The sequence below is a fragment of the Amycolatopsis sp. NBC_01286 genome, from assembly GCF_035982555.1.
Classification (GTDB): domain Bacteria; phylum Actinomycetota; class Actinomycetes; order Mycobacteriales; family Pseudonocardiaceae; genus Amycolatopsis.
In genome coordinates, this window is sequence record NZ_CP108428.1 from 3,464,770 (window position 1) to 3,481,864 (window position 17,095).

Sequence of the window (17,095 nt, forward strand, 5' to 3'; positions counted from 1 at the left end):
TGTCGGCACGCCGAGGGGGTGATCACACGTGAGCGACCTGTCGGCTATGGGACGGGCGGTGTTCGACGAGTCGTTCGGCGAGCGGGTGCGGGCACTCCTTCGGGTTCGGCCTGTGGCAGACGCGGCGGACAACGCCGCACGCCAGCCGTGGGGCGCAGACGGCTATGACGTCGTGACGCTCGCGCTGGCGGCCATCGACACGGTCATCGCCAGGCAGGGGTTCGACGACGAGATCACCTACGACGAGGTTGTCGCCGGACTGGGCGCGCTGGCCGCGAACGCCCGGCCGGAACGGACCGCCGACGAACACAGCGCAGTCGCGCGATATGTCGTCGATGTGTTGCTGAACCGCCGTGAACGTGAAGCGCCGTACAGCTACCGGATTTCGATCTTCGGTCGCGACACCGGCGGATCCGTTCGGCACCGGCTGATATCTGCCGAGTTCCGGCTGCTGACCGAGCACGAAGACCACGCCAGAGGTGTGAATGTGCTCCGTGCGTCGACGGATGCGATCAACGCGTTGGTCGGTGGTCTGGAATTCGACGTCGAGGACGAGCAGGCCGCGATCGAGCTCATGCTCGCCCGGCAGCTCGAACGAGGGGCGTTCGGGCAGGCGGAGAAAGCAGCGGAACGGTCACGGCTGCTTTCCGTTCGCTACGCCGACGAGCTGCGAACGCTCCTGGCTGACACCGTGCGGGACATCCGTTCGGTGCTCACGCAATGGGCCGAGCACGTACCCGAACAACTGGAACGCAGCCGAACGCATCTCGAGGATCGCCTTGCGGCAGAAGTCAAGTTGCTCGAGCACGTCCGCGGCGCGTTGGACGCCGCCGACGCGGAACCCGCGATCGCCACCGCGGCCGCGCGCATCGCGGGATTGCTGGAGGAGTGCCGTCAGCGGCACACGGAGCTGCACGGAAGATTGGTCAGTGCGCGGACGATCTTCCTCGACGAGCAGACGCGGCAGTCGTTCCGGCCGGTCGGAGGCCTGCGAAATCCTGATATAGCCGATGGCGTGTTGCTCCCATTGCTCACGATGCCGGCCGGTGACGCGGTGGATCCCGCCGAGACTTTCGCTGTGCTCCTGGCTGGTACCCAGGTGCCGCGGATCGTCCGTTTCGCGGATCTGGTCGACGATCTGCTTGCTCCACGTCGGGAGATCACGCCGGAGGATCCGCCTGTCCTCGACGACGAACTCGGTGATCCGGACCCGCCGGCCGTGCCTCCGGAAGTTCTGGTGGCCGCCGCGCGCGTGGTCGACACCATCGAACTACCGGCACGCCTGTCGGACCTTCTCCTCGCCGTTCGGGTGGCGGACTTGCCCGAAGGATTCGATCGCACGGCGGTCGAGCGGATCATCGTCCTCGCTGTGCTCTGGAACTACGCGCCTGAGACCGCCCAGGACGTCTCCACCGCTGTGGATACGGCTGCTCGAGTTCTCGGACCCGCCGCTGCGGTCGATGCCGACGGCACGACGATCAGCGTTTCCGGCTGGTCGGGTGACGACCTGATCGTGGCCGAGGACGAAGAGGCGCTCGCACGGTGGGCGGCCACGACGCATCCACGAGCACGGGAAGATCGGGAGGCGTCGTGACTCTCAGCCGGCGTGATCTGGCCGACGTGGGTGTGCTCATCGGCTGTGCTCTTCGCCCGAAGATGCGTCCTGGTGCCGACTCCGATTACCGGACTCTTCTCGGTCGATACCGCGCCGACACGGAGTTCCGCACCGCGGTCGACAGCGTCCTCGACGGACTGGACGCGCAGGTGTTGTCCGACTCGGACCTCGGCCTAGTACTCGGTGTACGTCGCGAGTCGGTGTTCGCGTACCGCGTCTCGGACCTGCCGAACGTCGGTGGTGTGAGCGAGCGGCTGCTGGTGGGGCTCGTGAGCGTTGCCGTTGCCGCCTACGCGTTTCCGACGCCGGCGGACTTCGACGACGATCGGGTGCGGTGGGTGTCGGTCGACGAGATCGAACGCTTCGTCCGAGACATGTGCGATCGGCTGAAACGGACGCCGGAACGGACGGAGCGTGAGGATGAATCGTTCGACGAGGCGTGGCGCACCTTCGACCGGTTGTCGCCCGGTTACAAGGCCGACCGGGGAAAGGGCAAGGCGCGCCGTTCTCCGGCGTCGTCGACCTACTGGGTGGCCCACGTGCTCACCTGGCTGGCGGACCAGAGGCTCGCCCGTTCCGCGCCCGCCCGTGGCCCGGAGGCCTTTCAGCTGCTCGAACGGTTCCGCGTCCAGGCCGGTGAGCTGGCCGGCAATGCGACGTACGACTTGCTGGCCGCGATCCGCCGCGGCGACCACCCATCGGAGGAGGCGCCGTGACCTACCAGCTGTCACGCCTGCGGCTGGCGAGCGTCGGTGATCGGGCCGCCCGGTTCACCGACCTCACGCTCAACATGTCTTCGCTCGAACGAGCCGATGCGATCGAACCCGTCGACTCGATCCTGTGGCTGCGCAACGGAGGTGGCAAGTCAAGCCTGCTGTCCCTCTTCTTCGCCTTGTTGCTGCCCTTGCGGAGGGACTTCATGGGCAGGTCGGTCAAGCGTCACCTGGAGGACTACGTCGCGTCCGGCGACACCAGCCACACGGTGGCCGAATGGGTGGCGCAGTCCGATGGCAGCTTGATGCCGGCACCTCGGCTCATCACGGGCGCGGTGTACGAGTGGACGGACCGGCGCAAGCCCGTCGACCCCGATCGCGATCGCGACAAGCTCCGGGGCTGGTACTACACGTTCTTCGTGGTACCGGGCGTACTCGACCTAGCCCTCCTGCCCGTGCACGACGAGACGGGCCGGGTGAGGCCGATGCCTGAGTTCGTCCGCCTGTTGCGGGAGATCGCGGCGTCCCGGCCGCAGCAGTTCCTCTTCTCGATCACCGACCAGCGTGGTCAGTGGATGGAAACGCTCACCGCGCGAGACCTCGATCCTGCGTTGTTCGGCTACCAGAAGCAGATGAACCACTCGGAAGGCGGGGTTGCCGAGCTGTTCAACTTCCCGTCCACCGACAAGTTCGTCGACTTCCTGATCGACCTGACCGTCGACACCGCCCAACCCGATCTCGTCGCCTCGAACCTGCGAAAGGTCATCAGCGTCCTCGGCCGCAAGCCGGAGCTACTCGTCGATCGCGACTTTTGCAGCGAGATGGCGAGCAGGCTCGAGGTGCTGGCCGAACGGCACGGCTTCGCTACGAAAGCCGCCGGTGAGGCAGCTGAGTCGAGGGAGGCGGCCGCTCGTCTCGCCGGCGCGCTGCGCAGCGCGGCATCGGCGAAGGAGGTCGACAAGGAGTGGTTCACGGACGAGGAACGACGACTCCGCGAGGATGCCCTCAGACTGGACCGCGAGCGCAACCGGGTCAACGACGCCGCGAACGAGCTCTTCAGGATCGCTGCCGGGCACAGGCACACTGTCGCGGTTGCGGCGCAGGAAGCCGCGACGGCCACCGTTGCGGCCACCAAGCACGAGAACTTGGCTTGGGAGGCTGTTGAGCCGCTGGCCGAGCGGATGGAAGCAGAGCACCAAGCGGAGTCCGTGCGCCTGCAGATGGCTGAGGAGGAGCGGCAGACCGCGCCACTGCGCGCGGCCCGAGACGAAGCCGCCGCGGCTCTGAAGATCCGCTACTCGACGCTCGCCGCCGATGAGCGTGCCTCTGAGCAGATGGAGACAACGGCAGCCGAAGACGCGAAATCGACGTCCGAGACGGAGGCTGCTCGAGCACAGGAAAATCGCGTTCTCGCTGCCAAAGGCAAGGTACGGATGGAGAACGTGCAGGCTCAGGTGGCGGAAATCGACGCAGCTTTCGACAGTGCGGTGAGTCGGGGAGACTTGCCGGATTCCGAGGCGGTTCCGGCTGTCGTCCTCGCCGAGTCCCGGACCGCCAGGCGTGCGGCAGCGAAACGGCTCGACGTTGTCCGCCGGCAGCGAGCGGCCCGACCGGCGCGGCGCAAAGTGCTGGGAGACCAGCGGAGGAAGCTGGCGACTGACAGCGCCGAGAGGGTGGCGGAACGGGATCGCCACGCTGCTGACCGCGCGCAACTGGTCGCGCGCGTGGATGTACTCGCAACCGACGCCCGGCTTGCCGAGCTGATGCAGCTCGAAGAAGGTGGTCGGCTCGCGCTGTGGGCTGAAGCCGCTGACTTGCGGTCTGCCCTGACCCACGCGGCCGCGGCGGCCGAGTCGGCGATTGTGGACAACCGTGTTGACGCTGCGGACGACAGCCGCGCGCTGGAAGCGTTGCGTGCCGACGACTTCCTGCCCACCACCCGTGATGCCCAGCGCGCTGCCGAGGTGCTTGTCGCTGCGGGCGTGCCGGCCCGGCCCGGGTGGGAGTTGTTGCGTGATCTCGTCACCGAAGCAGAACGTGCTGAGGTGCTGGAGAACGCTCACGTCGCCGAACTCGCCGCGGGCGTCGTCGTTGCCGATGCCGACGCCGACGGTGCCCGTAGTGCGGTGGCGTCTCACGACTGGCATTCGATTTCCCACGTGACGGTGTGCACTGCCGCGCAGATGCAGCGGGCGCTCGATACCGCCGCACCGGCGTGGTCCGTGGTTCCCAGCGATCCGGCGTTGTTCGACGGAAATGCGGCCGAGAGCGCGCGAACGGAGCGTGAGCTACGACGCCACGAGCAGGACCAGCGGATCACCGCGCTCCACCAGCAGCTGAACGCGGATCGAACACTCCAGGGCGCGTTGGAGTCGTTGCTGCGCGACTGCCCCGCGGGTCATCTGGATGCGCTGGAGAAGACCATCGGCGAACATCAAGAGGCGATCGATGCGATCGAGATCACCGACGGGACACTGCGAGAGCAGATCGACGAACTCGATCGCCAGGGAGAGGAGGATGCCGCCGAAGAGGAGGTCATAGTCGAGCAACTCGTGGTGCTGGCGGGGACGATCGAGCGGCTGGCGACTCTGGCGGACAAGGTCTTCGAGCTCTCAGGGCTACGGCATGCTATCGAGCGGCTCGGCAAGGAAGTCGAGTTGCACGAACGTATCGCCGATGAAGCGGCTGGTCGCGCGAGAAGCTATCAGGAAGCCGAGCGAAGTGCCCGAGGCCTGGCCAGAGACCACAAGTCCAACCGGGAGCGGTACGAGCGGGACGGCCGCGCGATTTCCCTGCTCGATCACGACCACGCCGATGTCGTCGTGAAGGATGGTGACCCGCTGTCGGTGTTGCAGAGCCGGTTCGCCGAGCTTGATTCGCAGTGGGCGACGGTCGCCGCGCAGTCCGTGCTGGCCGAACGGCTCAGCTCCCTCATCGATCGCGGCGAGCGAGCTGACCGAACACTGGCGAGCTCCTCGGAGGCAGTCCGTGAACGGGCGGCGACCCTGCTCGAAACCGGCGACGGTCAGGATGCGGAACGCCGCGCCGCCGCGAAAGATCGTTCGCGAGAAGCGGCCGACAAGGCTCAGCGCGAGTTGGCCGCCGCCGACTCCGAACTGGAACAGGCGCGGGACGAAGTCGAACGCCGGAAGCCGAAGGACAGGTTGCGGCACGCGCAGCTCGAAGTCGAACCCGAAACCGAAGCTGAGGCGCGCGAGCTGGCCGAAGAGGAGTCGAGACGGGCCACCGAGATGAGCAGCAGGGTGACCAGCCTCCACCGAGAAGCTGACGAAGCAGACACGGCCGCGAAGGAGGCGAACACCGTCGCTCAAGTATTCGGCCAGCAAGCCAGCCGGCTCGGTGATGCCGCCTCTCCGGCCGTCGTTTCCGAGGGCGTACCTGCCTACGACGGCAGCAATGCGGAGGCCGAGTTGACGGCCGTGCTCAAACGTCTCAACACCGCCGCAAGCCTCGCCTCATCGACCGGGCATCGCGCGGAAGAAGCCGTGCGTGACGTGCGCAAGCTTGCGGCGGAGAACCGGTTCTCCGGCATCCCTGATGCGATCCGAGACCGGTTCACCGGGGACGATTCCGATGTGTTGGCTGAACGCGCCGCCGCCCGCGCGGGTGAGATGAGAGTGCGACGCACGACTATCGATGGGCAGCTCGCCGACATCGGACGTGATCAACGGCTCGTGGTGGTCGAAGTCGCGGCACTTGTTCGGGACGTGCTCGCCAACCTGGATTCGGCGCACCGGCACTCGAAGCTGCCAGGCACCCTCGGCGGGTGGGGGAACGAGCACTTCCTGCGGATCAGGTTCGTCCGGCCCGGCAGCGAGGAGGACCTGCACGCTCGGATCGACGCCGTTGTGGACCGGATTGTGGCGGAGAAATCGAAACCCGAAGGCCTCACCTTGCTCAAGCGGTGTGTGCACGAGTCGGTGGCGCCGCGCGGCTTCACGGTCAAGGTACTCAAGCCGAACAGCGATCTGGCGGTCGAGCCGGTCGATGTGACCCATCTCGGCAAGTTCTCCGGCGGTGAGAAGCTCACGGTCTGCGTCGCTCTCTACTGCACTCTCGCTCGCCTGCGTGCGGTCAACCGCGGTCGGGGCAAGGGCGCGCTCGGCGGCACGCTTGTGCTGGACAACCCGTTGGGCACGGCCAGCCACGTTGCCCTCCTCCGGTTGCAGAGAGATGTGGCGGCCGCGCACGGCGTGCAGCTCGTCTACACAACCGGAGTGGAAGACCTCGGTGCCGTGGGACAGTTCCCGAACGTGGTGCGGATGCGGAACTCGCCAGGCGCACTTCGCACGCGACGCTATGTCGTCGTCGAAGAACAGCTCGGGTCGGCTGCCGAAGGCATCACCAGCGCCCGCGTCACCCGTGACGACGGCGCCGCGTCGTGAACATGAGTGCGCTCGCCAGGTACCTTGCCGATCGCGTGGAGGCAGCACCGACGCAACGGATAGAGGTCGAGGCCTTGTACACCGCAGCGGTCACGTTCGATCGAAGCCTGGCGACCGCGCCGACCGCGCGTGGGGACATTCGCGATGCGCTGCACGAGCTGGTCGCCGCCGAGCTCGTGGTCTTGCCGAGCTCGTCACGTCACTTCGACGTGCGAGCGGTGCCAGCTCTGCCGCTGTGGGTGCGCCGCCCGCCACGCGAGCGGATCGTGCGGGAGACGCGAGGTGCGCGTGTGTGGCCGGTCGCGCTCGAAGCGGCCGGCCGCATTGCCGGCCGGGACGATGAGGTCGCTCTGCTCGAGACGGTGGCGGCCTTTCTGCGGGACGGTGGCACGTCGCGGCCGAGAGTGCCGATGCGAGAACGCTCGTTGGAGCTCTTCGGTGACGAGAAACGGCTAAACAAGCTCCTGGCCACCCGGTTGTTCAGGTCGGGTGCTTTGACGCCGGACCTGTTGCGGTGCTATTCGGTACCCATTCCCTTTGTCTCCCAATGGATTTCAGGCGCTGTGGACACCAGGGGAACAGCGTTGCTCATCGCGGAGAACCACCACACCTACGCGTCGCTTTTGGAGGTCACGCGGCACTACGCCGCGGAAGGCGGCCCGGGACGCCACGTGGGTTATGGCACCGGCAACCAGTTTCCCTCCGCGGTGCTGTCGGTGCCGTTGCTGGTGCCGGCGCCGGCTCGGATCGTGTACTTCGGCGACGTGGACCTGAAGGGGTTGCAGATTCCCGCCGCGGCGAACGCCGGCGCGAGGGCGGCCGGTCTCCCGGAGGTCGTTCCGGCGTATCCGCTTTATGAGCTGCTTTTCGGCGCACGGCACAGGAGTCCGGCCGCACGAGTACCGGCAGCCGTGGCTGTCGAAGCTGCCGAGTGGCTGGGCCAGTACGCCGAGCGAGCCCGCGACGCGCTGATCGATGGATTCCGGCTTCCCCAGGAAGCAGTCGGTTACGAGCTGCTGATGGACCACCGCGACGTGCTCGATGCGATTTGACGACCGCGCGCCCAAGTCCTGATCCGGGGAAGCCATCGTTGTCGAACTGTGCCCCCGGCAGGATTCGAACCTGCGACACCTGCTTTAGGAGAGTGGGTGACGACGTCGTCTAAGGCCTCTACCAGCCACTATACCCTCATGGTTGCCTCTCGGGACCCCAGAAATCACACGGTTCAACACGGTTTCGGGTCACGAAATGGGTCATGCGAGGGCTCCTCCAGAGCGTGGCGTAAATCACAACTTGGATGCGTGTGTCGGCGGAGTGCGTGGCTGGAGATGGGTGCACGGGGTGAGAGACCGTCGTCAGGATGGGTGTGCCGGGCGCCAGCACGCCGCATAGGTCAAGATGTCGACTGCGGCAGCCCTGGTCGACCTGTTTGCACTACGCGGCGTGAGCGGCCGGGACCGGGTGCTGCGTGAGCATTGTGAGCCCGGGTCGAAGTGTGGCATTCGGGTGGGGCGTAACTCCGGAAACAGAGATGCCGAGTTTATCGATGCGGGATTTGCAGCGAGCCGGATGCGTCGTCGAAGCGCTCGCGGTTGAGGGGAACCGCTCGTCAAAGGAACGCTCACTCCATCTCCTTCATGCCGCGCTTGCACGCAACCAACGTCTTAACCCCCCAGGCGCTGCGATGATGGAATAAAACAACCAGCAGCTCGAACGCGCCGAAATCTGCCGGGGCCAAGCTCCAGCTACTTCGCTCGACCTGCCAGATGATCGATTCGGGCCCGTGTGGCATGCGGGCTCCCCCTGCCGGCGCTTCCTCTGCCGCGCACTTAGTAGAATCGCTAGCGAAACTGATTCCGATGGTGGTGACGGGACGGTACTCATGCCAGGAGTTCCTGGAGTCCTCTATCGCGCCCAGGTGCTGCACGAGATCGGTGCCCTCACTCTGCCGCCGATCTTGGAGAAGGTCGCCACTGAGGCACGCTCGATCCTGTGGTACCGGGATGACATCACTGATGGCTGGGTTGGTCGCAACGTCGTGGTCTTCCAGGGATACCGGCTCTCACCCGAGCGTACGGCTTTCGAGGAGCGGCTCAGGCAGACACTTAACCATGAGGATGTGGTGACATTCGGTGACAGTGACCCGTACGGTGCCGTCGTCCGCAGCCTGCTGAGCCTGCACGCTGACCATGACAAGTCGTCCCACCAGCGGCGGCTTCAACAGCTCCGCTCCGCCCAGCAGGCCGCCAGCCGTGAGGCACGGCACCCTGAGACCACAGTGTTACTGCTACTGGCTGCGCTGGCAGACCGCGACGACGACGGCCTCGCCCCGCTGCGGGCAGCGCTTGACTGTATCGCTCCGGTGGCGACCTCGCTGCGGCCGACGCTGGACATTGTGGAGGCACTGTTCGGCGTTGCGTGTGACGCGCCGGGCACGCCGAAGGAGCGCGGCGGGCTGGCCCCCCAGGTCATTGCGATCACCGACGCGCTGGTAGAACGCCTGCCTGATCCGGCTTACCTGCCCTTTCTCGCCCACGTGGGAGTAGAGTGCCGGTCCTGGCTGGCATTGGCGCGGGCGCTCGTCGGCGACGCGGACGTCGTGCGGAGGATGGCGAAAGCTGCCATTTTGGCGTTCGAGGCCGTACCTCTCGAGGTCGTTATGGCTGCATCTGAACGAGGCTGGCGCATGCCAGGCTCAGGATTTTGGTGGTGGCCCCAGTGGGACGAGCTAAGCCTTGAGCGCATTGCCGATGGCTACCTCCTGCTCGGTCTGTGCGAGACCGCGCGGCAGCTGCTTACCGTCATTGACGAGGACTCCGTGGGGATGCGTATGTATACCCGAGCGATGGAGCGACTCGGGCTGGAGGATCGATGAGTGCAGGCAACGGTCGGCATCTGGTCGACTTCATCGAGAATGTCTTCGGTTCCTCGTGCGCCGAGCTCGGCAGACGTATCGCCGAGCATCCGCATCACGTGCTCTTTCGCAAGGCCACGTTCTACGAACAGATGGGCGAGACGTGGCTCGGCGACCGGCTCGGCGAGCTCCGCGCTATGCAACGTCCCGGCCAACTCTGGCCGATCTCTGGCAATGGCGCGTCAGATCCAATCGAAGCGGCGCGGCTCGCCGAACGCAGATCTGCGGTCCGTGTAGGTGATCCGGCCGCGATCGCGGATAGCTACCGCCGTGAGAATCAGAGCCTGCTCCTGTATGCCCACGGCATCCTGATCCGAAACCCACTGACGGCCAAACTCGCGGACGCCGACTTCTTGGCCGCGCTCGCGTACGTCTGCGCGATCGAACCTCTGGTTAGAGCGCAGATAGTGCGTGTGTTCGAGCCGGAGCCCGACCTCTGGGCACTACTCGCCGAATCCGAGGTGCTCGCTGAGATAATATCGTTGGTTGGGGACGGTATCTATGAGCACTCAGGGGAGAGGTCGCGCAGTCAGCGGGCGGCCAAGATGGTCGTGCGCCGACTGTTGGAAAGTCAATTTCCCGGCGACGCCGACCTGACCATGCCACCCGGTGAACGAACGCTGTATTTCCAGGGTCGCTACGACGCTGCGGCGCTCGACGCGATCATGAGCCGCGTGCCCAAAGCTTCCGGCCTGCCGAACGCGGCGGACTCACGATTAGACCAACTGGTCACCCTGGATCTGCCGGGCCTTGATGACATCACGCTGACCGACATGGTGCATATCCGGAAAGACAGCAGTTTTTCAATCTTCCGCGACGACATCCGGAGTTCACTGCTAGACGCTGACGATCATCTGCATAGCGGCGATCTCCGCGGGGCACGTGCCGTGGTCGCCGAGCACATGGAGGCCAGCCTCGCGCAGCTTGGTGTCAGCACTCGGCGGGGCATCCTGGGCAACGCAGTGGTGGGCGACGCGTTCGGCTGGGCGCTGGGCGCTGTCGCTGCCTGGAGCATCGCCGGGCTGCCCGGCGCCTTGGCCACGCTCGCCGGAAAGGGCGTGACCGAGCTTGTCCGGCTCCGACCGTCGCAGTCGGAACGGGCGCTTAAAGCCCACTACGTTGCGCTCAGCAAACCGGGCGAACAGGCGTTGGCACCTCAATCGTTCCGCGAACTCCCTGAGAATCTTTGGTGGGGCGGCAATTCGACGGGGGAAGCCGATCGGGCTCGACAGGCCCGGGATTCGCTGGCTGACTTCCTTGAGGACTGGTGACCCATGTCAGCCGCCTCGTTGGACGATCTCGTCACCAAGCTTGAGTCGATCATTGTCGCCGCCGACAGCGACCTGGCCCGATGGATTGTTCGCGTGTGTCATCTGCTTCACGTACGGCTGTCTGAGGACGCTACGAGCGCTGGCCTGCACTACCGCGTAGCCCGCATAGCTGGCATAGCAGCACGCGACGCCCGCATCGATTCCTCGACCATCCTCGCCAACCGCATCATCGATCACTGCCTTCTAGCCATTTCGGAAGGACGACTGGAGGCGCCGCTGAGCACCCTTGAGGAGCTCAACTACTTGCGTCTTCAACTCTGACGACGAAGTCGCAACTCCTGCCGCGGATAGACGCTGCGCAGGTAGTCGAGTCCTGCGGATCGCATGGCCGGCTCGAAGCCGTGGTGCGCCACTACGTCGAGCATGCCAGCTAATCTGCGTAGTCGTCGGTATATGTTCGCCTGCATGAAGGCGTCCGCTTCGGTCCGTCCTATCAGTGCGATTGCGTGCGCATGGGTCTCTTTCAATTCCTGCGCCGTCATCGGCCGGACACAAGTAACGAACGGTCGCCCCTGATTGTCAGTCTCGATCGTCGGATGCCCGTTGAGTCGCAAATCGTAGTTGGCAAAGGAGATGTGCTCAGCTAGCCCTGGGATGTGCGACCTCGCTGGGCCATGGTCGTCCAGCCAGTCCTGATTCCAATGTAGCTTTCCCTGCCTAACCCAGTGTAGATAGAGCGGCGCGTCTTCGATCTCCGGCAACAGACGGCTCATATGTCAGATGGTAGACCCAAGTCCTCGACTGTCGGCTCCGTCGCCTCGCGTGTGCAACCTATCTGTTACTGATGAAGCGAGCACCTCTCGAGTCGTCAGGGCGCTCTCGTGCCGCACGGTGGCGTTCGAAAGCACAGACGGTTGTCGAACGGTGAGCTGCAGCGTGATAGAGCAGGAGACGCCGGCTGGGCTTCCTTGATCGTGCTGGGCTGGCTGGTGATCTCCCTTGGCAACCCGTGCTGACCGGTAGTCCCGGACACATCGATGTCAACATCGGATGGTTCCATCGAACCGTGTCGAGCGTCCACCGAGCCAGGTGGATCGATTGGTGGGACGTCCCGACGCCGACCTGTAAGGCAAGCCTGTTAACCACCAACCACGGCCTCCGTGAGCGCCGAAATCAGCGTGGCTCCTGACAAGCGGCGTCTTAATGCGCCACAATAGTGCTATGAGTTGGCAGTGGCTGTCAGTTGGCGGGTTCAGGATTCGACACCTTAAAGGGGAGCTTCCAGCTGAAATTCTGGCAATATTTCACGACGGTATGTACCGACGACGGCCGTTCGACGGCGCTATCGACCACGGCCTGACTCCTCGTCTGCGCAATGGAAGATGCGCTTGTGGGCAGCGGCATCCTGCTGAGGTGCACGAGCTCGCAGGAAACGGTCCGGAGATCGCCGACCGTCTCGACGCTCTGGGCATAACGCCGAGCGTCACGGCTTCGAGAATCGAGAAGTGGATCGCGCGCATCAACAATGATCATTCGTTGCTAGTAGAAGAGCCTCATTTAAAAAATCTAACCGTGCAGCGGTGGCTTGATTGCATGCAAACTTCACTCGATGGTGATGACATATTTCCGCTGCTGCCGATTGATAACGACGAACCTGTCGTCGACATGCGATACGTCATTCGGGCATTACTTATGGCAAAGGCAAATCAGTCTGTCGAACTGGATCTTACTGCTCACATTGAGGAACTAAGCCTTCTGGGCAAGCCTGATCTTCTTTGTGAAAACTCCCTGCAACACCTGCTGGAGACCCGCCCTCAATACTCGAAAATGGTTGTTTTGACAGAGGGTCGGAGCGATGCTGATATCTTAGGGCCAGCTTTGAGGCTGCTATATCCTCATTTGATTGATCTGATTCACATCATGGACTTCTCTGGACGTCCACCTGGCGGAGTTGGATGGTTGACGACCTTAGTGAAATCGTTCGCCTCGGCGGGAATTGTTAATAGAGTTGTAGCACTGTTCGATAACGACTCTGCCGCTCGGTCGGCGCTGGCAAAAATTGGACCTTTGCCCGCCAATATTCGTGTAGGCTATTTGCCGGAGATGGAGTTCCTTCGTTCATATCCGACACTTGGACCGCCTGACGCGAGCCATCCCGAAGGGTATATCGGGAAAGCCGACGTCAATGGAAGGGCTGCATCTATCGAGCTGTATTTCGGTATGGATGTTCTCCGTGATGGCCGAGGAGAGCTGCATCCAATTCAGTGGACCTCTTTTGAGCGGGGTGTTCAGCAGTATCAAGGTGAGGTCGTCGGCAAGGCTGAGCTGCAAGACCGTTTCAAGGAAAAACTGAGGTCTGCCGAGAATGATTCGCAAGTTATGGCGCTGCAGGACTGGTCTGCAATCCGGGCTGTGCTGAATGTAATTATTCGGGCTTTTAACTGAGTTCCGGGTGCGGCTATGTCTTTACCTTTAATGCCGCGGCAGCTATCGGGTGTGCCGCAGATCCACTCATCGCTGCGATGTCGAGTGTTAGCTGACGCGGTACGAGCTCAGGTGGCTTGGCACAGCCGTGAGACGCTTCACGTCGGCTGGAACTCCAATGAGCATTGCTCTGCTGATGCTCGCGCTTCCGTCAGTGGTTGTGAAGATATTGATCGTCCCTATCCTTCTTCCGCGCTCAACTTCGGCATGAGGTAAAATGCCAACTAAAGCAGTCGGCCCAACGGTCTTATTTCGGCGGTGTGTCCGCCTGATCGCATGCAACAAAATGTCAGCAATGGCGACTGGTCCGATACCTTTTCTCTTTCCGCGCCGAAGGAGTCGGATCATTTCGTTTCGAATATCTGGGGGTAGTACTGCGCCGTTCTCCCACCAGCCGCCGCGATGTGGAAATTCGTGCGCAATCCCCTTGAAGGACGTCATGATGCTATTGTGAGAATCAAGATTTGTCACTATTCCTGCAATGAGCGTTACCTCGTCGGTGTCGGATAGTGCCCATCCGCAGAGGGTAATCCTGAGGGCTTGGTTGCGGAACCGACGACGGCGCTGCGTTAAGTTGGTTAACTTGTCCGCAATTTTTTGGAGCACGGCGCCCAATTCGGTGTTGGGATTCCATTCGAGTGCAAGCTGATCCATGATCCAATTGGAAGTTGAACGATGTCGTTCGAGTTCCGCGAGGCCGGCGAAGCTAACGATCAGAGTTCCGCCAGCTAGGATAATTTTACTAGCTTTGTCATCTCGTGGTTCGTATTTTCCTGCCGCAATGGAGCCAATACGACGATCTGCAACATGGATGATGTTATCGTGATCGGCCCATGTTAGAACGAGTGTCATCTGGCTCCTTTTGTCGTGGCTGAGGATAGTTTAGCTCCTGCGCCGCGACGGTCTAGTTCATGGCGTCTCGGTACGGGTCGTCGCCCTCAATCTGCTTCAGTATGCCGTGGGGTCACCGCTGCGTCGGCGCCAGGTTGACGAGTTGATGTTCCTGGCGGATGCTGAAGGTAATGGTGTCGATGTGTGCGGTCGCTCGGACCGTCGGCGCCGACCTCCCCTTGTCACGTAGTATGCGGAGGTCTGTGATGTCCGAGTCCAAAGTGAGCACGCCGCGTTTCTTGACGGTCGATCAAGCGGCGAAGTTGCTCGGCGTTTCTGCCATGACGATCTACCGTGCGGTAGATGACGACGCCTTCCCGGCGATCCGGACGCGAGGGCGAATCTCGATCCCGGCGAAAGCGATCGACGCGATGGAGGAAGTTGCTGTCTCGGAAATGCGGGTAGTTGACTGCAGTGAGATCACGCTGCAGATGAGGAACGGTGCCGAGGGTGGTAGTAGGTAGAAGAGTTTCGGCGCGGCGTTGGCAACCAAGGTCGGTGGGTTTAGCCCTCAGGTTGCGACTAAGCGCGAATTGGCGCATATCGCGCTGATGTTGTGATTGCAGCCTGAGGGTGTCCGCTTGACCGCGGGAGGGGGTGTACAGAGTGGGGGAAGTTGACGTCGTGTTGTGTTCGGCTGCTGCGGTTTCGCTCAAGGTGAATGCGTCACAGTCGGCTTCGCCCCCGGTGTAGCGGCGCACGCATTCGAGGATTCCAAGCTTGAGCGCGGCGTCGCGGGCTCGGCGGACGGTCTTGGGATCGAGACCTGCGCGCTCGGCCCAGTGGCGAACGGAGATCGAGCCGTCGGTGGTGAGTACTGCGTGCGCGAACGCGTCGAGTGCGGCGTGCAGGCTGCTGACCCGTACGCCGGCGATCGTGTCGTTGCGCCCTCCGGGGCTGGATCTCCGTGCCACATGCCGGTCTACGGCCGCGTGAAGCGCCGCTTGGACCTGCTGGAGACGGCGAGGTGAGGGTTCACATACGCGGCCGGTGGCGTGGTGCGGTCCGAGGCGTTTGCGTCGCGGCCGAGTTCCGCCGCCTCGCGGAGGGCGGGTAACCAGCGGTTGCGGCGCCACACGTCCCTTCCGATGTGGGCAGCCTGGGCGGGAGAAGCCTGGTGGAAGAGATCCCATGCCTGCTGCTCGGTGAGGCCACGTTCGGCGGCGGCGATGGTGGTGGCGGGTGCCCAGAACCAGCGCCGCCATGCTTTCTCGCCGATCTCGCGGGCTTTGGTGCCGCTGAGGTTGGCGAAGGCCCAGGCGTGCGCAGTGCTATGGCTGGCGCGGGCAAGGGCGAGGGCGTGGCCGTATTCGGATTCGGATCTGCTGCGGTTGGCGCCGCGTCGCGGACGCGCGGGTCGTGCTGTATGCGGTGTTGTGGACGTGACGGGCGTGTCTACGTCGGCCGTCGTGAGCGTGCAGCTCAGGACGGGGCTGGGTAGCCCGTGCCGGTGCGGAGAGGAGGTGAGCCGGAGAGTGGAGCGGACGGTAGCAGAGACGTTCTGCCGGCTGGCGACCGTGCGGACGACGAGCTGGAGCTCTTCGCGCAGACACGGCGGTGTTTTGATGATGAGGTGGGTGTGGCCGGGGCGGCCGGACTCGCGGCGCAGCCAGGGCATCCCGTAGCGGTCGGCCCAGAGGAGCAGCTGTTCGGCGACTACGTCGCCAGCGTCGGCACCGGCGCCGGTGTCTTCGGGGTCGATGTCGATGGCGAGCAGAGGCCGCTGGAGGGTGCCGACGATCGCGCGGGCCGCATTTACCAGGCCGCCGGGATCGCTGCACTGGAACGACGTGCCGAAGAGGAGTGGTACCAGGTGCGCGTCCAGTTCACCGACTGGTCGGCCGCCGAGACGATCGGGGCCACGACGCTTGGCCCGGCTCTTGACCGGCTCTGCGCCGACGAGGCGGTGGCCGGGTGGTGGTTCCTGCGCAAACACCCCTGCTGGCGGCTACGCCTGTCGTGTGCGGACGCCACGGCCGTCGATCGCGTGCTCGACGAGCTGACCGGCATCGGAGTCATCTCGCGCTGGCGGCCGACGGTGTACGAGCCGGAGACCGCCGCCTTCGGGGGCCCTACCGGCATCGACACCGTCCACGAGCTGTTTTGCGCCGACAGCGCGGGGGTGCTCAACTACCTGCGCCAGGACCGTCCTGGCCTCGGCCGCCGGGAGCTGTCGTTCCTGCTACTGAGCGGATTGATGCACGCCGCCGGGCTCGATGCCTTCGAGCGCGGCGACGTATTCGACCGGGTCGCTCGACTGCGGCCTGCACCCTCTGACGCGGACACGGAACGCATCGGCAAGCTGGTTGAGAACGTGCGCCTGCTCCTGTCGATCACCGACCTGGCAGACAGTGAACTGTTCACTCCGAGCGGGCCGGTCGCGCACGCCGCGCCGTGGCTCGCCGCGTTGCACGCTGGCGGCGACCGGCTCGGCGCGGATGCCGGAGCCGGGCGCCTGGACCGGGGCCTGCGGGCCATCCTCACCCACGTGGTGATCTTCCACTGGAACCGCTTCGGTCTATCTGCTACGAGTCAGGGCATCCTTGCCCGCGCAGCCGCCGCCGCGCTGCTGCCCCGGCGCTGACCATGAATCCCACGCCGAACACCTCCACGTTGACCGCCGTGATCGGCCGCTGTCCGCTGTTGAGCCGGCTGTCCTGCCTCCCGTGTCTTGTCTGATCGACATGATCGAGGTGGGCGCCACCTACGACGATCAGAACAAGTCGACTTATCCACAGATGCGTTGAGTTGTGGGTAACCTGTGGACAGCTTGCGGGACTATGCGAAGAAAACTCTCTTCA

Annotated in this window: 14 protein-coding genes; 10 read left to right on the forward strand and 4 right to left on the reverse strand. The window is 64.1% G+C overall.

Annotated elements, in window-relative coordinates; all coding sequences use genetic code 11:
• Nucleotides 1-28: 28 nt before the first annotated feature.
• The 4 genes from OG570_RS16865 to OG570_RS16880 are packed head-to-tail and all read left to right on the forward strand — an operon-like array spanning nt 29 to nt 7,786.
• Nucleotides 29-1,594 carry a hypothetical protein gene (locus OG570_RS16865; RefSeq protein WP_326957525.1) on the forward strand — a complete coding sequence of 522 codons (1,566 nt, stop codon included), beginning with the start codon at nt 29-31 and terminating at the stop codon, nt 1,592-1,594.
• On the forward strand, nt 1,591-2,331 hold the full coding sequence (locus OG570_RS16870; protein ID WP_326957527.1) for a hypothetical protein: 741 nt from the start codon (nt 1,591-1,593) through the stop codon (nt 2,329-2,331). Before OG570_RS16865 ends, OG570_RS16870 begins: the two co-directional genes overlap by 4 nt.
• Complete coding sequence (locus tag OG570_RS16875) at nt 2,328-6,734, forward strand: hypothetical protein (RefSeq protein ID WP_326957529.1); 4,407 nt, start codon at nt 2,328-2,330, stop codon at nt 6,732-6,734. Before OG570_RS16870 ends, OG570_RS16875 begins: the two co-directional genes overlap by 4 nt.
• Before the next feature lie 2 nt (nt 6,735-6,736).
• The gene (locus OG570_RS16880; protein ID WP_326957531.1) at nt 6,737-7,786 is read left to right on the forward strand and encodes a Wadjet anti-phage system protein JetD domain-containing protein; all 1,050 of its coding nucleotides are present in this window, start codon (nt 6,737-6,739) and stop codon (nt 7,784-7,786) included.
• Nucleotides 7,787-8,355: 569 nt separating this feature from the next.
• On the opposite strand, the gene OG570_RS16885 is transcribed toward OG570_RS16880, so the two are convergent.
• The gene (locus tag OG570_RS16885; RefSeq protein WP_326957533.1) at nt 8,356-8,526 is read right to left on the reverse strand and encodes a hypothetical protein; all 171 of its coding nucleotides are present in this window, start codon (nt 8,524-8,526) and stop codon (nt 8,356-8,358) included.
• 126 nt (nt 8,527-8,652) lie between these two features.
• Between OG570_RS16885 and OG570_RS16890 the strand changes: the two genes are divergently transcribed.
• Genes OG570_RS16890 through OG570_RS16900 form a run of 3 tightly spaced genes read left to right on the forward strand, consistent with a single transcriptional unit; the run spans nt 8,653 to nt 11,240 of the window.
• Nucleotides 8,653-9,609 carry a hypothetical protein gene (locus tag OG570_RS16890; protein ID WP_326957535.1) on the forward strand — a complete coding sequence of 319 codons (957 nt, stop codon included), beginning with the start codon at nt 8,653-8,655 and terminating at the stop codon, nt 9,607-9,609.
• Nucleotides 9,606-10,919 carry a hypothetical protein gene (locus OG570_RS16895; protein ID WP_326957537.1) on the forward strand — a complete coding sequence of 438 codons (1,314 nt, stop codon included), beginning with the start codon at nt 9,606-9,608 and terminating at the stop codon, nt 10,917-10,919. Before OG570_RS16890 ends, OG570_RS16895 begins: the two co-directional genes overlap by 4 nt.
• A 3-nt stretch (nt 10,920-10,922) precedes the next feature.
• Nucleotides 10,923-11,240 carry a hypothetical protein gene (locus OG570_RS16900; protein WP_326957539.1) on the forward strand — a complete coding sequence of 106 codons (318 nt, stop codon included), beginning with the start codon at nt 10,923-10,925 and terminating at the stop codon, nt 11,238-11,240.
• Here the strand turns inward: OG570_RS16900 and OG570_RS16905 are convergent.
• Complete coding sequence (locus OG570_RS16905) at nt 11,231-11,692, reverse strand: hypothetical protein (protein ID WP_326957542.1); 462 nt, start codon at nt 11,690-11,692, stop codon at nt 11,231-11,233. The genes OG570_RS16900 and OG570_RS16905 overlap by 10 nt on opposite strands.
• Before the next feature lie 640 nt (nt 11,693-12,332).
• Here OG570_RS16905 and OG570_RS16910 point away from each other — a divergent pair.
• Nucleotides 12,333-13,364: a hypothetical protein gene (locus OG570_RS16910; protein ID WP_326957544.1), complete on the forward strand. Its 1,032-nt coding sequence runs from the start codon at nt 12,333-12,335 to the stop codon at nt 13,362-13,364.
• An 87-nt stretch (nt 13,365-13,451) separates the two neighbouring features.
• Here OG570_RS16910 and OG570_RS16915 read toward each other — a convergent pair whose 3' ends face one another.
• Complete coding sequence (locus tag OG570_RS16915; protein WP_326957547.1) at nt 13,452-14,255, reverse strand: hypothetical protein; 804 nt, start codon at nt 14,253-14,255, stop codon at nt 13,452-13,454.
• A 245-nt stretch (nt 14,256-14,500) separates the two neighbouring features.
• Between OG570_RS16915 and OG570_RS16920 the strand changes: the two genes are divergently transcribed.
• Nucleotides 14,501-14,758, forward strand: a complete 258-nt coding sequence (locus OG570_RS16920) for an excisionase family DNA-binding protein (RefSeq protein ID WP_326957549.1) — start codon at nt 14,501-14,503, stop codon at nt 14,756-14,758.
• Nucleotides 14,759-15,216: 458 nt separating this feature from the next.
• Here the strand turns inward: OG570_RS16920 and OG570_RS16925 are convergent, their stop codons facing one another.
• Complete coding sequence (locus OG570_RS16925) at nt 15,217-15,912, reverse strand: hypothetical protein (protein WP_326957551.1); 696 nt, start codon at nt 15,910-15,912, stop codon at nt 15,217-15,219.
• On the opposite strand from OG570_RS16925, the gene OG570_RS16930 reads away from it, so the two are divergent.
• Nucleotides 15,874-16,878 (forward strand): thiopeptide-type bacteriocin biosynthesis protein, encoded by a 1,005-nt coding sequence (locus OG570_RS16930; protein WP_326957553.1) that lies wholly within the window; start codon nt 15,874-15,876, stop codon nt 16,876-16,878. The genes OG570_RS16925 and OG570_RS16930 overlap by 39 nt on opposite strands.
• Nucleotides 16,879-17,095: the final 217 nt, after the last annotated feature.